General features: G+C 46.7%; 13 protein-coding genes. 5 read left to right on the forward strand and 8 right to left on the reverse strand.

All coding sequences use genetic code 11. The features are described from left to right. Positions 1-596 precede the first annotated feature (596 nt). From yebF to cfa, 6 genes are all read right to left on the reverse strand, one after another. Positions 597-956, reverse strand: a complete 360-nt coding sequence (gene yebF / locus K9N75_RS12155; RefSeq protein ID WP_004094971.1) for a protein YebF — start codon at positions 954-956, stop codon at positions 597-599. A gap of 101 nt (positions 957-1057) precedes the next feature. Continuing rightward, complete coding sequence (gene yqfB, locus K9N75_RS12160; RefSeq protein ID WP_008813617.1) at positions 1058-1366, reverse strand: N(4)-acetylcytidine aminohydrolase; 309 nt, start codon at positions 1364-1366, stop codon at positions 1058-1060. Between the two features lie 39 nt (positions 1367-1405). Further along, positions 1406-1711 carry a YebG family protein gene (locus K9N75_RS12165; RefSeq protein ID WP_224451663.1) on the reverse strand — a complete coding sequence of 102 codons (306 nt, stop codon included), beginning with the start codon at positions 1709-1711 and terminating at the stop codon, positions 1406-1408. Between the two features lie 97 nt (positions 1712-1808). After that, positions 1809-2318: a GNAT family N-acetyltransferase gene (locus K9N75_RS12170; RefSeq protein WP_224451664.1), complete on the reverse strand. Its 510-nt coding sequence runs from the start codon at positions 2316-2318 to the stop codon at positions 1809-1811. A 78-nt stretch (positions 2319-2396) separates the two neighbouring features. Next, the gene (gene cspE / locus K9N75_RS12175; RefSeq protein WP_004094959.1) at positions 2397-2606 is read right to left on the reverse strand and encodes a transcription antiterminator/RNA stability regulator CspE; all 210 of its coding nucleotides are present in this window, start codon (positions 2604-2606) and stop codon (positions 2397-2399) included. Between the two features lie 690 nt (positions 2607-3296). Then, complete coding sequence (gene cfa, locus K9N75_RS12180) at positions 3297-4448, reverse strand: cyclopropane fatty acyl phospholipid synthase (RefSeq protein WP_008813620.1); 1152 nt, start codon at positions 4446-4448, stop codon at positions 3297-3299. Positions 4449-4875: 427 nt separating this feature from the next. Between cfa and purT the strand changes: the two genes are divergently transcribed. Beyond that, on the forward strand, positions 4876-6054 hold the full coding sequence (purT, locus tag K9N75_RS12185; RefSeq protein ID WP_039186580.1) for a formate-dependent phosphoribosylglycinamide formyltransferase: 1179 nt from the start codon (positions 4876-4878) through the stop codon (positions 6052-6054). A gap of 43 nt (positions 6055-6097) precedes the next feature. Here purT and K9N75_RS12190 read toward each other — a convergent pair whose 3' ends face one another. After that, positions 6098-6280 (reverse strand): YoaH family protein, encoded by a 183-nt coding sequence (locus K9N75_RS12190; protein WP_008813622.1) that lies wholly within the window; start codon positions 6278-6280, stop codon positions 6098-6100. A gap of 185 nt (positions 6281-6465) precedes the next feature. Between K9N75_RS12190 and pabB the strand changes: the two genes are divergently transcribed. The 3 genes from pabB to sdaA all read left to right on the forward strand — a co-directional run bounded on the left by pabB (position 6466) and on the right by sdaA (position 10480). Next, positions 6466-7857: an aminodeoxychorismate synthase component 1 gene (pabB, locus tag K9N75_RS12195; protein ID WP_224451665.1), complete on the forward strand. Its 1392-nt coding sequence runs from the start codon at positions 6466-6468 to the stop codon at positions 7855-7857. Further along, a complete protein-coding gene (locus K9N75_RS12200; RefSeq protein ID WP_008813624.1) occupies positions 7854-8426 on the forward strand; it encodes a CoA pyrophosphatase in 573 nt (190 codons plus the stop codon). Before pabB ends, K9N75_RS12200 begins: the two co-directional genes overlap by 4 nt. Before the next feature lie 689 nt (positions 8427-9115). After that, complete coding sequence (sdaA, locus tag K9N75_RS12205) at positions 9116-10480, forward strand: L-serine ammonia-lyase (RefSeq protein ID WP_114445555.1); 1365 nt, start codon at positions 9116-9118, stop codon at positions 10478-10480. A gap of 91 nt (positions 10481-10571) precedes the next feature. Here sdaA and K9N75_RS12210 read toward each other — a convergent pair whose 3' ends face one another. Beyond that, positions 10572-11453: a hypothetical protein gene (locus K9N75_RS12210; RefSeq protein WP_224451666.1), complete on the reverse strand. Its 882-nt coding sequence runs from the start codon at positions 11451-11453 to the stop codon at positions 10572-10574. Positions 11454-11630: 177 nt separating this feature from the next. Between K9N75_RS12210 and celB the strand changes: the two genes are divergently transcribed. Beyond that, a complete protein-coding gene (gene celB / locus K9N75_RS12215; protein WP_039186573.1) occupies positions 11631-12911 on the forward strand; it encodes a PTS cellobiose transporter subunit IIC in 1281 nt (426 codons plus the stop codon). Positions 12912-12944 lie beyond the last annotated feature (33 nt).

A 12944-nucleotide genomic window follows, 5' to 3' on the forward strand; every position in this document is an offset into this window, starting at 1 on the left:
TTAACTGCATTCAGATTAGTTCTCTCTAATCTCAAAACACTTAAACAAAATCATAAAATAAGTATTGATTACTGCTAACAACTATCAGCATTAAGTTGAAAAATTAGCGGGCTAAAGCCACTATCAACCATCACATCGAACACTTAAATAGGCCATTTCTGAGAATGCACTAACATGTAAAAACCATTAACAACCAACATATGGCGTATAAAATCGTCAAGAATTGGCCAAATAGTTTTTACTTTTCAAAAAGATAGGTTTTATGACGAAACTATTTTACATGATATTTCTTGAAGAAAGAAACCATGAATTTAGCACTTTTATCCTGATAAATAAAATTTTCAGACTTAGATTTCACAATAACGTAAATTTTTAGACCAAGATTTGTTATTTATAGCAGTTTACCAGTCAAAAATGTTTCTTTATGCTTTCTATTTTAAAGTTTCAGCGTTAGAGCAATAACAAAGGAATTTAATGATTGCGCAGATATATCGCGAGGTTAATACATAGTACCTGTGGGGTTTTACCGTGCTGCTAGAATATAAAAAACCTCTTTATCTATTAATAAAGAGGTTTCCAATGATGAACCGACAAATTTATTGCGGATGCGAATATTCGAGCTTGCCTGCTTTGCAATCAACTTTTACGGTATAGGTCTTATCAATCTTAGTACCGCGAACCGTCAACAAAAGCTGCCAATCGTTTCCATTTTGAGTGACCTGATCCTGATTAACCCACACGACTGGGGTGCTGGTGCCTAACAGATTTTTATCATCGGCCCAGCGTGGCAGGCGGTTTTGCAAGAAATCGTTTTTCACCATAGTAGACAACTGAGTCGCCGTGGTTTGCTCACAATTTGCGATCGTCACAACTCTCTGCTCACTCTGTTGAGCCTGAGCGACTCCGGCAGAAAAGGCAAATACCAGTCCAGTCACACTTAACGCAATTTTGTTCATCTTAGATCCTCTTTAAGCTTTAGCGCGGAGCTCTTCCTCACCGCTGCCGACTACTCCATCGTATGAACGCACGCTCTGTGTGCCGAACGCGACACAGCGTGCTATCGCATGTGAAAACTAATCACATACAATTCATTCAGTCCTGGGTAAATCTCGCTGATCACCTGCTTCAGCTCGCCCAGTGTCATATTCTCTTGTGCCGCATGAACCTCTGTCAGCTCGTTCATCAGTACTGGAGTGACGCTATCAACCTCAATCGTACAAAAATATTGTCCATCTTCATTACGACTGACGCTGAGCAACTCTCCTTTCTCAAAATGAGATTCGCTACTGTCGCGAATGGTGATAGTTTTCTTGCCTGACAAGATGTCAGATTCAAAACGGCTATAAAATGTTATCTCACGTTTCATTCTAGATCCAGAGAAGTAAATAATATGTGAACTAAAACACTAGGCTGCGTTATCAATCGCAACTTTAACCTTTTTTTCGGATTTTTTGTTTTCTTCAGTACTCTTTAGCGACGCCAATGAGCCTCCACGCAGCAGCTGAGAGAGTGAGTCTTTATGCTCGGCTAGATAAAAGCTCAGCGTTTCTATCGTGTCATCCTCAATATCCAAAGGTGACATTTTCAGCCATTCGCCCAAATTGTCAGCCAGATTGAGCATCTTATCGTAGGCATCAGCTTCTTTCTTACTGGCAAAGGTCATTTTTTCAACTCCATCACGAACGACGACGTACTGAATTTCAACGGACATAAATCACTCCAACCATACTGTATATAAAATCAGTATATGTATTTTTATCTTCTACTGCAAAATTGATGAGCGCGAGGAATAACGCCGAGGATTAAATCTAAAAGTAATAATACATCGCAACCCTCTGCACTAAGCCGGCGCTGCGCTCTCCATGCAGAAATTGTTCTAAAACGGGGAACTGTTCATCACCGACTAACGTGAAGCCAACTTTTTGGTAAAAAGGTGCGTTCCAAGGTAGATCAAGAAAAGTGGTCAACCCTACTCCGCTGAACCCGCGCTGGCGAGCGGCAACCAAAGCATGATCCACTAAATAGTGTCCAATACCACGTTGGCTAAATGTTGGTAGTACACTCACTTCAGCTAAAAGCGCAAACTTTCCATGAGTTTCAAGCATGACAAAACCAATCGGTTTCTCATTGCGAAGGGCTACCCACAAATTCTGCGCGCGCTGAGCTATCTCTAACCGCTCAGCAGAGACCGTTGTGTGGCGCAACGATTCAGGAAGTCTATCAGCAGGAAATTGTTCAGCGGCTAAACGTTCAACCTCAGCCAGCGCGGCAAGGTGCTGGGGCTCTGCGAACTGAAAGGTAATATTTTCATTAGTCATTGCTTGGATCCATTCTGAGGCTAAAATGCAAAAAACCCGCACTCGGCGGGTTTTGTCAGCATGATAATATCAGCTTAATTACAGCGCAATAACATCAGCCGCAGACGGGCCACGTGGGCTGTCCTGAATGGCGAATTCTACCTGCTGGCCTTCAGCCAGAGTTTTGAAGCCGTCACTCTTGATGGCAGAGAAATGGACGAATACATCTTTGGAACCATCAGCAGGAGTGATGAAGCCAAATCCTTTGCTTTCGTTAAACCATTTAACGTGACCAGTTTTCTTGCTCATTGAACTTTCCTTTACTTAAAATTGCTTGCCCTTAAAGGGCATGGTAGACCTATTATCCCGCGTAACTGACAAGACCTGACTTTGCTGAGAGATAATTAAACACCCATCAAAAAAATAAGTGAAAATATAAATCTAAGCATTGGGCAGGTCAAATCTAAGACCAGTGCGCAGAGTTTTCAGGCGACGCTATTAACGCATAGTTTTATGCGCAGCGCAAATATTTCATAACGAAAGCGAGCAAAGCTTAAATGCTTCAGATTATATCTTCTCTTTTTCTTTTAATTGCTAAATATTAGCTTATGCAATCATCTGAAAATTTAAATAAAACATTATTAATCAATAGAATAAAATAAAACCGCATGTCTTACATTATTTTTTATGTCTAAGCAAAAACATTAGCAAATAAAACCGAGACACGTGTCACAAATACAACTTCACTGTTGAGAAAATAGGCTGAATCAGGACGCGACTACCGGTATGAAATAAGACAATATAACCCCATGCTATTATGATGGTATCCAGAAAAGGTGAGAAAGTGTCAATTACGATAGGTTTGTTTTTAAGATGAAGTGCTCAAGGAGTAAACATCAACGATGCTATCTAGAATCTATGAACATTTTATTCCACCTCGTGTTATAAGCAAAAAACCGCAGCCACGCTGCGGTTTTTTAACTCACGTTAAAAGGCATGTTAGCGAGGAACGCGAATTCCGCCCTCCACCCCTTTCGGACTTAGCAACACCTGCCATAGCTGGATGTTTCGCGCACGAAACGCACCAGCGCAGGCATTCAAATAATAGGTAAACATGCGATAAAAACGATCGCTGTAGTTATCTTTAATCTCTGGCCAGCTTTGCTGGAATGCGTCATACCATGCCATTAGCGTGCGATCATAATCACAGCCAAAATTGTGCCAGTCTTCCAAAACAAACAGATCTTCGCTTTTCGAAGCAATATGTGCCACTGAAGGTAAGCATCCATTCGGGAAGATATACTTATTAATCCATGGATCAACATTGAGGTCGGTTTGGTTGGAACCGATGGTATGCAACAAAAATAACCCATCTGGTTTCAGATTTTTAGCAACCACTTCGAAATAGGTACGGTAGTTTTTAGGTCCAACATGCTCAAACATCCCTACCGATACGATGCGATCAAACTGCTCATCCAAATCACGGTAATCTTGTAGCAATATTTTGACATCAAGCCCCGCACAACGGTCTTGAGCCATTTTCTGCTGCTCAGCAGAAATGGTTACGCCCTGTACAGAAACACCGTATTCTTGCGCGGCGAACTGTGCTAATCCGCCCCACCCACAGCCAATATCCAGCAACTTCATCCCCGGTTTGAGCTGAAGTTTTTCGCAGATCATCCGCAGCTTGGCTTGCTGAGCTTGTTCAAGCGTTTCGGCATCTTTCCAATAGGCGCAGGAGTACTGCATATAGGGATCAAGCATACGAGAAAATAGATCGTTGCCTAAATCGTAGTGCTCTTTGCCTACGATCCATGCCCGTTTGCGAGTTTGATAATTAAAGATACGCGCTGAGGCAATACGCACAATATCACTGAAATGTTTAGGCAAATGTGTATCAAGCTCGGCGGCTAAAATACGTTGGAAAAATATATCTAGGCGGTCACATTCCCACCAGCCATCCATATAGCTTTCGCCCAGCCCCAAAGATCCCTCTTGTAACACGCGATGAAAAAACTCGGGATTTTTGACTCGGATATCCTGTGGTTGATTGCCGTTAATCGTGATCCCCGCTTGGCTAAGCATTTCCTCAGCGATTCGGTACCAGTTATCTGCTTTTATTTCTGAATCAATAACACATGTCGAACTCATTGCTTACATCCCCTATACCGCACTAACCCTCCTGCTGCGCGGCCATAACTGTTTTCAATCTACCAAAATTCAACACAGGGAGGGGATCCCGCCCCACCTAAGGCTGCAATCATCATACAATATAATTATCATACAAATAAACAATAAACTTTCAACGAGCCTAAAGGCTTTCGCGCTGAAAAATATATTTTTGCGCCTTATCACTGTATTCCTTGTCATTAATCTGAATTGCAAACTAATGACACCCAACAATAATTAGTCAGCTATGTGCTTTTAGTCCACTTATCTGCCGCAAAAAACGCCGCCTAATCTAACAAAAAGCATTTGTTGTTCTTTTTTCAGTGGCTAAATAGAATCGGATGCCAATACGCAAACGTTTTCGTATATACTGCGCCTGACTTTTTGGCTCGAACTTAGGATGATCATTATGTTGTCAATTGGAACCGCGCTGCGCCCACATGCTACCCGCGTCATGCTGTTGGGCTCAGGGGAATTAGGCAAAGAAGTAGCTATCGAATGCCAGCGTTTGGGTATCGAGGTCATCGCCGTTGACCGCTATCCCGATGCACCGGCTATGCAGGTTGCACATCGCAGTCACGTGGTTAACATGCTTGACGCTCAGGCACTGAAGGCGGTGATTGAACGCGAACGGCCTGACTTTATCGTGCCGGAAATTGAAGCGATTGCGACGTCGATGCTGGTAGAGCTTGAACGCGATGGTCAAAAAGTCGTTCCTTGTGCTCGAGCCACTCAACTCACCATGAATCGCGAAGGTATACGTCGTCTTGCCGCTGAGACACTTCAATTGCCTACATCCCGCTATCGTTTTGCCGATACAGAAAACGAGTTCAATGAGGCTGCACAGGAAATCGGTTTCCCCTGCATTATCAAACCAGTGATGAGCTCATCAGGTAAAGGACAAAGCCTGATCCGCAGTGCCGACAACATGGCACAGGCGTGGCAGTATGCACAATCCGGAGGCCGTTCCGGCGAAGGCAAAGTTATTGTTGAAGGCTTAGTAAAGTTCGATTTTGAAATTACGCTGTTGACGATCAATGCCTGCGACGGCTTACACTTCTGCGCGCCCATTGGACATCGCCAGCAAGACGGTGACTATCGCGAATCTTGGCAGCCACAGGCCATGAGCGATATCGCGTTGGCAAAAGCACACGACATTGCAGGTAAAGTGGTCACCGCGTTAGGGGGTTATGGCCTGTTTGGGGTTGAGCTTTTTGTTTGCGGTGATGACGTCATTTTCAGCGAAGTGTCACCTCGCCCGCACGATACCGGTATGGTTACACTGATTTCTCAAGATTTATCAGAATTTGCGCTGCATGTGCGCGCTTTCCTCGGTTTACCTATCGGCACAATCCGCCAATTTGGTCCAAGCGCCTCTTCGGTGATCCTGCCACGACTGCACAGCAATGATGTCGTTTTTGACAACACACGCAATGCACTGCAATCGCAGACACAGCTGAGATTATTCGGCAAACCTGAAATTGACGGCACACGTCGTTTAGGGGTCGCGCTGGCCTATGATGAAACCGTTGAGAAAGCCATTGCGCTCGCTAAACAGGTCAGCAATAGCGTTGTAGTGAAGGGATAAAACATAGGGGCGCGGAAAGGAGTCCGCGCCGCTTTCTGACTGATTAATCTTCGTCTTCGTCATCAAACGAGACTTGAATATGTGCACCGGTATGGTTGGCGCGAATTTCCGCGGCGACCTGAGCGATGGCTTCACCGCTGCTCATACCTTGCTCCATCAGTCTATGAATGCGATCGGCAGCCACTTGCTGTTCTGTATGTGATAACGCTGGCATTCCGCTGTTCATCAATAACTCCTGCTGCTGAATGTTAATACGGGGGCGTGAGTATAGCCGTAATCCCGCCACAAGCCTAGACATTGCATGGCCATTTAACACCTAATCTTGCCGCTGATTTGTGGTAGGCTTATGATCGCCTTATATATGCTTGAACAGGCAAAACCTGCATAACAAATAAAAGTGATCTATCGTTCATGAATGCCACTACCTCATCGTCTGCTTCGCTGTCACGCATTGATTTAAAGTATACCCCGGATGCCATTCTGCATTATTTTGCGCCACTTGCGCAGCAACCGTGGGCGATGTTGCTTTATTCTGGTGGGGCAAGCCATCCGCATAACCGTTTTGATATTCTGGTTGCCCAGCCGATTCTGACCTTAACCACGCACGGTGAACAAACCGCCATCGCAGAACAGAGTGAAGTGCGTTACAGCACGCGGGATCCCCTCTCTCTCGTGCAAGAAGAGCTACAGCGACTGCTCCCAAAGATGAGTGAGCAAGAAGACACACCGTTTTGTGGTGGTGCCGTTGGCCTATGGGGATACGATCTCGGACGCCGTTTTGAAACGTTGCCTGCGTTAGCTCTCGCCGATCTCACTACACCTGATATGGCGGTAGGCATTTATGACTGGGCGTTAGTTGCCGATCATCAACTCAAGCGTTTAACGCTGCTAGCTCATGGTGATGCACAGTCTCGGCTTGACTGGCTGAGCCGCCAGACAACTCAGCCACCTCAACATTTTCAACTGACGTCTGGCTGGCAGGCTAATCTCACCAAAGCCGAATATGACCAACGTTTTGCCCAAATTCACGACTACCTGCACGCCGGTGATTGTTATCAAATTAACCTCACTCAGCGTTTTAGTGCTCGCTATCAGGGCGACGAGTGGCAAGCCTTTTTACGCTTAAATGCGCAAAATCGCGCCCCCTTCTCCGCCTTTATCCGCCTGCCGGACAGTGCGATTCTAAGCGTTTCTCCCGAGCGTTTTTTGCAATTGGAACAAAAGCAGATTTCAACACGCCCCATCAAAGGTACCCTGCCTCGCTTAGCCGATCCACAGGCCGATAAAATCCAAGCGCAGAAGCTGGCTGATTCCAAGAAAGATCAGGCTGAAAATTTGATGATTGTCGATTTGATGCGAAACGACGTTGGCAGAGTCGCACTAGCCGGCAGCGTGCGGGTGCCTGAACTGTTTGTGGTTGAGCCTTTTCCCGCCGTCCACCATTTGGTTAGCACTATCACGGCTACGTTGCCAGAAACGCTCAACGCGACTGATTTATTACGCGCCTGCTTCCCTGGAGGCTCTATCACCGGTGCACCAAAAATTCGTGCCATGCAAATCATCGAGGAACTCGAGCCTCACCGGCGTAATGCCTACTGTGGCAGCATTGGCTATATCAGTTGCTGTGGCAATATGGATACAAGCATCACCATTCGCACGTTATTAGCCGAAAACGGCCAAATACATTGCTGGGCTGGCGGTGGTATTGTGGCCGACAGTCAGGTTGACGCGGAGTACCAGGAAACCTTTGACAAGGTAGGGAAAATCTTGCCGATACTTGGCGATATGGAGATATTGTCATGATGCAGCTTAGCCCTGAGCTCGCTGAATTTGTGACACGCTTTCAGCTTCAGTCGCCTTTACCGACCCATGAAGGGCATAACCTACGTCAAGCAGCGGTGCTCATCCCGATAGTCAATCGCCCACGGCCCACGCTGCTATTAACTCAGCGATCTAGCCATCTACGCAAACATGCTGGTCAAGTCGCCTTCCCTGGGGGCGCAGCCGACATCACCGACGGTTCACTGATTTACACCGCCCTGCGTGAGGCTCATGAAGAAATCGCACTGCCGCCAGAATCTGTTCATATCCTTGGGCAGCTTCCCGCGGTGGATAGCATAACCGGTTTTCACGTGACCCCTATCGTCGGCCTGCTGCCAGCCGACATCACACCAATCGCCAGTGAGGACGAAGTTGCTGCGGTATTTGAAATGCCACTTCATGAGGCTCTCGCACTCTCACGCTACCACCCGCTAGACATTCACCGACGTGGTCACAGCCACCGAGTTTATCTCTCGTGGTATGAGCGTTTTTTTGTTTGGGGAATGACGGCAGCCATCATTCGTCGGCTCGCTCAGCAGGTTCATTGTTAGTCTATTATCTCTGGTAACAATCGAATTCTTCGCCTCTTATTTTCATCAAAAAAACTAATCCAAAGCTAAATTTCCCTCATCCATTCGGACTGATTAGGTATTCCTCGATCCCAGTCACTCTCTTTTTTCTGTGATCGGCTAAAGTAAATACAATAACCTTTGGTAAATACGGGTAAATTCGCCCGTCGTCGCTTGATTTATCTGGCATATGCCGCAATATCATTGATAAGTCACTATGAAATTCGAGATGTACAGAGCGAGATTTTTTTCATCATACCCGGCCTGATTTTGCTTAAGGCCCAGTGAAAATAGGACGTATTTGTCGCATAAATACGCGCCCAATCCTTACCCGATGTAGGGTTAATCGATTTTTTTGCGTTTGAGATAGATAAAATGAAGGATTGGACGTGCGTCACCCATAAAGTTCGGCTATTGTTGGCGCGTTTTTATCATGACGTGACCATGATGCGAAATGTTACATTAATTTTTATAATGTGAACCTGCTTCCACGGCAGCAAAAGCATTGGACGTTAGAGCAAAAGCACCAGAAAAAACCACGGACCAACGGTGGCAAATCCGTTATCCGCAGTCTGTACCCTATAACGGGTATAATAACTTTTATATAAAGACAGCATCTCACGGAACACTCGGTGTTCTTATGAGAACAATGTCTACTAAGGAGTCCCAACGTGATTAGCGTTTTCGACATGTTTAAGATCGGTATCGGCCCTTCTAGTTCACATACCGTGGGCCCGATGAAAGCCGGCAAACAGTTTGTCGACGATCTGATTGATAAAGGGTTGCTACCTTCTGTCACGCGCATTTCCGTCGATGTTTATGGCTCTCTTTCCCTGACGGGGAAAGGCCATCATACTGACATTGCGATCATCATGGGTTTGGCGGGCAATATGCCTGACACCGTTGATATTGACGCAATCCCGGGCTTTATTCGCGACGTCGAGCAACGTCAGCGCCTGCTGTTGGCTAATGGCCAGCATGAGGTTGATTTCCCACGTGAAGGCGGAATGAATTTCCGCAGCGACAACCTGTCCCTGCACGAAAACGGCATGCAAATTCATGCGTTTGCCGGTGACAAGGTGATCTACAGCAAAACCTATTACTCTATCGGCGGTGGCTTTATCGTTGACGAAGAACACTTCGGCAAAGATCAGGCTGGCGGCGTTACCGTACCTTATCCGTTCCATTCAGCCCAAGAACTGCTGGATCATTGCAAAGAAACCGGCTTGTCTATCAGCGGGTTAGTCATGAAGAATGAATTGGCTCTGCATACCAAAGAAGAGATCTATGCTTACTTTGGTGACGTATGGACAACCATGCAGGCCTGCATCGATCGTGGTTTAAACACCGAAGGTCTATTGCCGGGGCCATTACGCGTGCCGCGTCGTGCCTCAGCCCTACGCCGTATGTTGGTTACGACCGACAAATATGACAAAGATCCAATGACCGTTATCGACTGGGTAAATATGTTTGCCTTGGCGGTTAACGAGGAAAACGCCGCTGGCGGGCGCGTCGTTACAGCGCCAACCAATGGTGCCTGCGGGATCGTTCCTGCGGTATTGGCCTACTATAACCACTTTATCGAACCTGTTACGCCAGAAGTGTTTGTGCGTTACTTCTTAGCTTCCGGCGCAGTGGGTGCACTGTACAAAATGAACGCGTCAATCTCAGGTGCCGAGGTCGGTTGTCAGGGTGAAGTGGGCGTTGCCTGCTCAATGGCCGCTGCAGGCCTGACCGAGCTGCTTGGCGGTAGCCCAGAGCAAGTATGTGTCGCCGCTGAAATCGGAATGGAACACAACTTGGGGCTGACCTGTGACCCTGTTGCGGGTCAGGTTCAGGTTCCTTGCATAGAACGTAACGCCATTGCATCGGTTAAAGCGATCAACGCATCGCGCATGGCATTACAGCGAACCTCTGAGCCACGTGTTTCTCTGGATAAAGTCATCGAAACGATGTATGAAACCGGTAAAGACATGAATGCTAAATACCGCGAAACCTCTCGCGGTGGTTTGGCCATTAAAGTTCAGTGTGATTAAGTAAGTTCTTAAGCCCGAGTCTCTCACTTCACCATGAGATTCTCGGGTGTCACACCTCTAATATACAAAATACTGAAGCCTCCGCTGTACGTTAATAAGAATCCCCCTGCCTTGCCCAAAACATTTCAGGCGTCATGTCGCCTAATTTCTTCTGCGGCCACTGTTGGTTGTACTGAACACTTATCTGTTGCAAATAACTATCTAAATCCATCGCGACAAGCGCAGGGATTAATTCGCTCAACGCACACTCTAATCTTAGAGTGATATCGGTGGTATCTTCAGCCCGTAATGTCAGAGGTAAGCCCTGCTCAGCACTCCATTTCTGTAATGGATGATCGGGCGACAATTCGTTTCCGAAAAGCTTTTTATTTTCAGTCTCAATAGATTGTATAGCAGCAGGCACTTCCGCCATCAGCGACGTTAGCCAATGTACCACCAGCATAGGCGAGGCACCGGCAAAGGCGCGTGCTGCGATCCAACCACTGACCTCCTCTTGTGCCCACAAAACATGATGCTCGCCGCCATCCTCGGGTAACAGACTCACTCGCTGATAAAACAACCGTAATTTTCCCGGCTTAATCCCCGCTTTAAGCGCTTTTTTACCACGTAGTTCTCTGGCCTCTAGCACATTCATATGCGCCAGCTCACCGCTGCGTAAATAACGATCTAAGCCCGCTCGCGAAACACTTTGCTGCATTCCCACATTGACTAATATTAGCAATTCATCAAGCGGCATCATGAGCTTTTGTCTCAGCCAGTTGATCAGCAGACTTTGCTCTGGTCTCAATACCTTGTGCACGTTTTTAGGTGCGGTGTGCTGATCGGCCACGTCTTGCCTCTGACGCCAGCGACGTACCGTAGCGACAGAGATGCCAAGCTCCTGTGCCAATACACGGTCGCTCTTATCGGACTGCTGAATATAGCGACGGATGCGCGGCGTAGTCGTTGCATTTGCATGTAGTTTTATTTCCATTACATCCCCCGTTGAAAACTCCACTCATGATATCCAATCATGTGAGACTTGTTTGCCATAACCGTCACATTGTGAACTAACGCAACTTTATCGTTACGCTATTCACACATAATCGCCGCATAAAGAACCTCTTCTTTCCGTTACTTCATCATAAAAACCAATTTTGCGGAGTTCACTATGAGCAACGTTTTAGGATTTCTAGAGGCAAAACTTATGCCGCTGGCAGCCAAAGCTGCGCAACAGCGTCATCTGTGCGCTATACGTGGAGCCTATGTTTCATTCATGCCGTTTATTATTGTCGGCTCGGTGCTACTGATCATTTCGTCGTTTCCAAGCCAAAGCTATCAGCAGTTTATGAGCGGCATGTTTGGCTCCACTTGGAGCAATATCGTTGAGATCCCGTTCAACGCTGTTTTCTCCACTATGTCACTGTTTATCAGTTTTCTGGTTGCCTATCGCTTAGCTGAACACTATGAAGAAGACCGTGTATCCTCTGGCATTTTGGCACTGGTATCTTTCCTCATTCTAACGCCGTTCATCAAAGTTGAAGCACTTGGCAACCTCACCGTCGTCCCCACTGAATGGATCGGGAGCAAAGGCCTGTTTGTCGCGATGATTGGCTCCTTGCTGTGGACCGAGCTGTTTTGCTTCTTAAAGCGCAAAAAGCTGGTCATCAAAATGCCGGAAGGCGTTCCTCCTGCTGTGCAGGAATCTTTCGCCGCCTTGATCCCCGCGCTCATCGTCATTGTACTCGTACTTGCAATCCGCATTATCTTCGAGCACACCCGTTATGAAACCATTCATCAATTCATCTATCAGGTAGTCGCCACGCCGGTACGCCATTTTGGTACCTCTTACGTAGGGGCACTGCTAACCGTGCTATCGATTACTATTCTGTGGTCGGTCGGCATTAACTCCGGTTCCATGGTGAACGGCATCATTCGCCCACTTTGGATGGAAAATCAGACCGATAACATTGCCGCCATTCAGGCCGGCGTAACGCCGCCACACATTATTACCGAACAGTTTTTCGATATGATCTGGATGGGCGGCGCTGGTGCCACGCTGTCTTTGGTTATTGCTATGCTGTTCTTCGCACGCAGCAAAAGCATGCGCGAAGTGGCTCGTTTAGGGGCTGGAGCATCCGTTTTCAATATCAATGAGCCTATTCTGTTTGGCTTACCTATCATAATGAACCCGATCATGTTAATCCCTTTTAATCTGGTGCCTTTGGTGCTAGTGACGGTGCAATACATTGCCATGAAAATCGGCATGGTGGCTGTCACCACCGGCGTATTCATTCCTTGGACGCTGCCGCCTGTCATTAGCGGTTTTATCGTCACCGGCCATCTCAGCGGCAGTCTGATGCAAATTGTAAACCTCCTGATTGGTGCAATGTTGTATCTGCCCTTCTTACGCATTTTAGATAAGCAATATTGCACGGCTGAAAAAGCCTAATTTGTGCTCGCCATACACAGGATAAGGAGCTTT

Source organism: Hafnia paralvei, from assembly GCF_020150375.1.
Classification (GTDB): Bacteria; Pseudomonadota; Gammaproteobacteria; order Enterobacterales; family Enterobacteriaceae; genus Hafnia; species Hafnia paralvei.

What these genes read in the sequence shown, in the direction of transcription:
- yebF (WP_004094971.1), bottom strand. Translation starts at nt 956, where the DNA reads ATGAACAAAATTGCGTTAAGTGTGACTGGACTGGTATTTGCCTTTTCT.
- yqfB (WP_008813617.1), bottom strand. Translation starts at nt 1,366, where the DNA reads ATGAAACGTGAGATAACATTTTATAGCCGTTTTGAATCTGACATCTTG.
- K9N75_RS12165 (WP_224451663.1), bottom strand. Translation starts at nt 1,711, where the DNA reads ATGTCCGTTGAAATTCAGTACGTCGTCGTTCGTGATGGAGTTGAAAAA.
- K9N75_RS12170 (WP_224451664.1), bottom strand. Translation starts at nt 2,318, where the DNA reads ATGACTAATGAAAATATTACCTTTCAGTTCGCAGAGCCCCAGCACCTT.
- cspE (WP_004094959.1), bottom strand. Translation starts at nt 2,606, where the DNA reads ATGAGCAAGAAAACTGGTCACGTTAAATGGTTTAACGAAAGCAAAGGA.
- cfa (WP_008813620.1), bottom strand. Translation starts at nt 4,448, where the DNA reads ATGAGTTCGACATGTGTTATTGATTCAGAAATAAAAGCAGATAACTGG.
- purT (WP_039186580.1), top strand. Translation starts at nt 4,876, where the DNA reads ATGTTGTCAATTGGAACCGCGCTGCGCCCACATGCTACCCGCGTCATG.
- K9N75_RS12190 (WP_008813622.1), bottom strand. Translation starts at nt 6,280, where the DNA reads ATGAACAGCGGAATGCCAGCGTTATCACATACAGAACAGCAAGTGGCT.
- pabB (WP_224451665.1), top strand. Translation starts at nt 6,466, where the DNA reads ATGAATGCCACTACCTCATCGTCTGCTTCGCTGTCACGCATTGATTTA.
- K9N75_RS12200 (WP_008813624.1), top strand. Translation starts at nt 7,854, where the DNA reads ATGATGCAGCTTAGCCCTGAGCTCGCTGAATTTGTGACACGCTTTCAG.
- K9N75_RS12210 (WP_224451666.1), bottom strand. Translation starts at nt 11,453, where the DNA reads ATGGAAATAAAACTACATGCAAATGCAACGACTACGCCGCGCATCCGT.
- celB (WP_039186573.1), top strand. Translation starts at nt 11,631, where the DNA reads ATGAGCAACGTTTTAGGATTTCTAGAGGCAAAACTTATGCCGCTGGCA.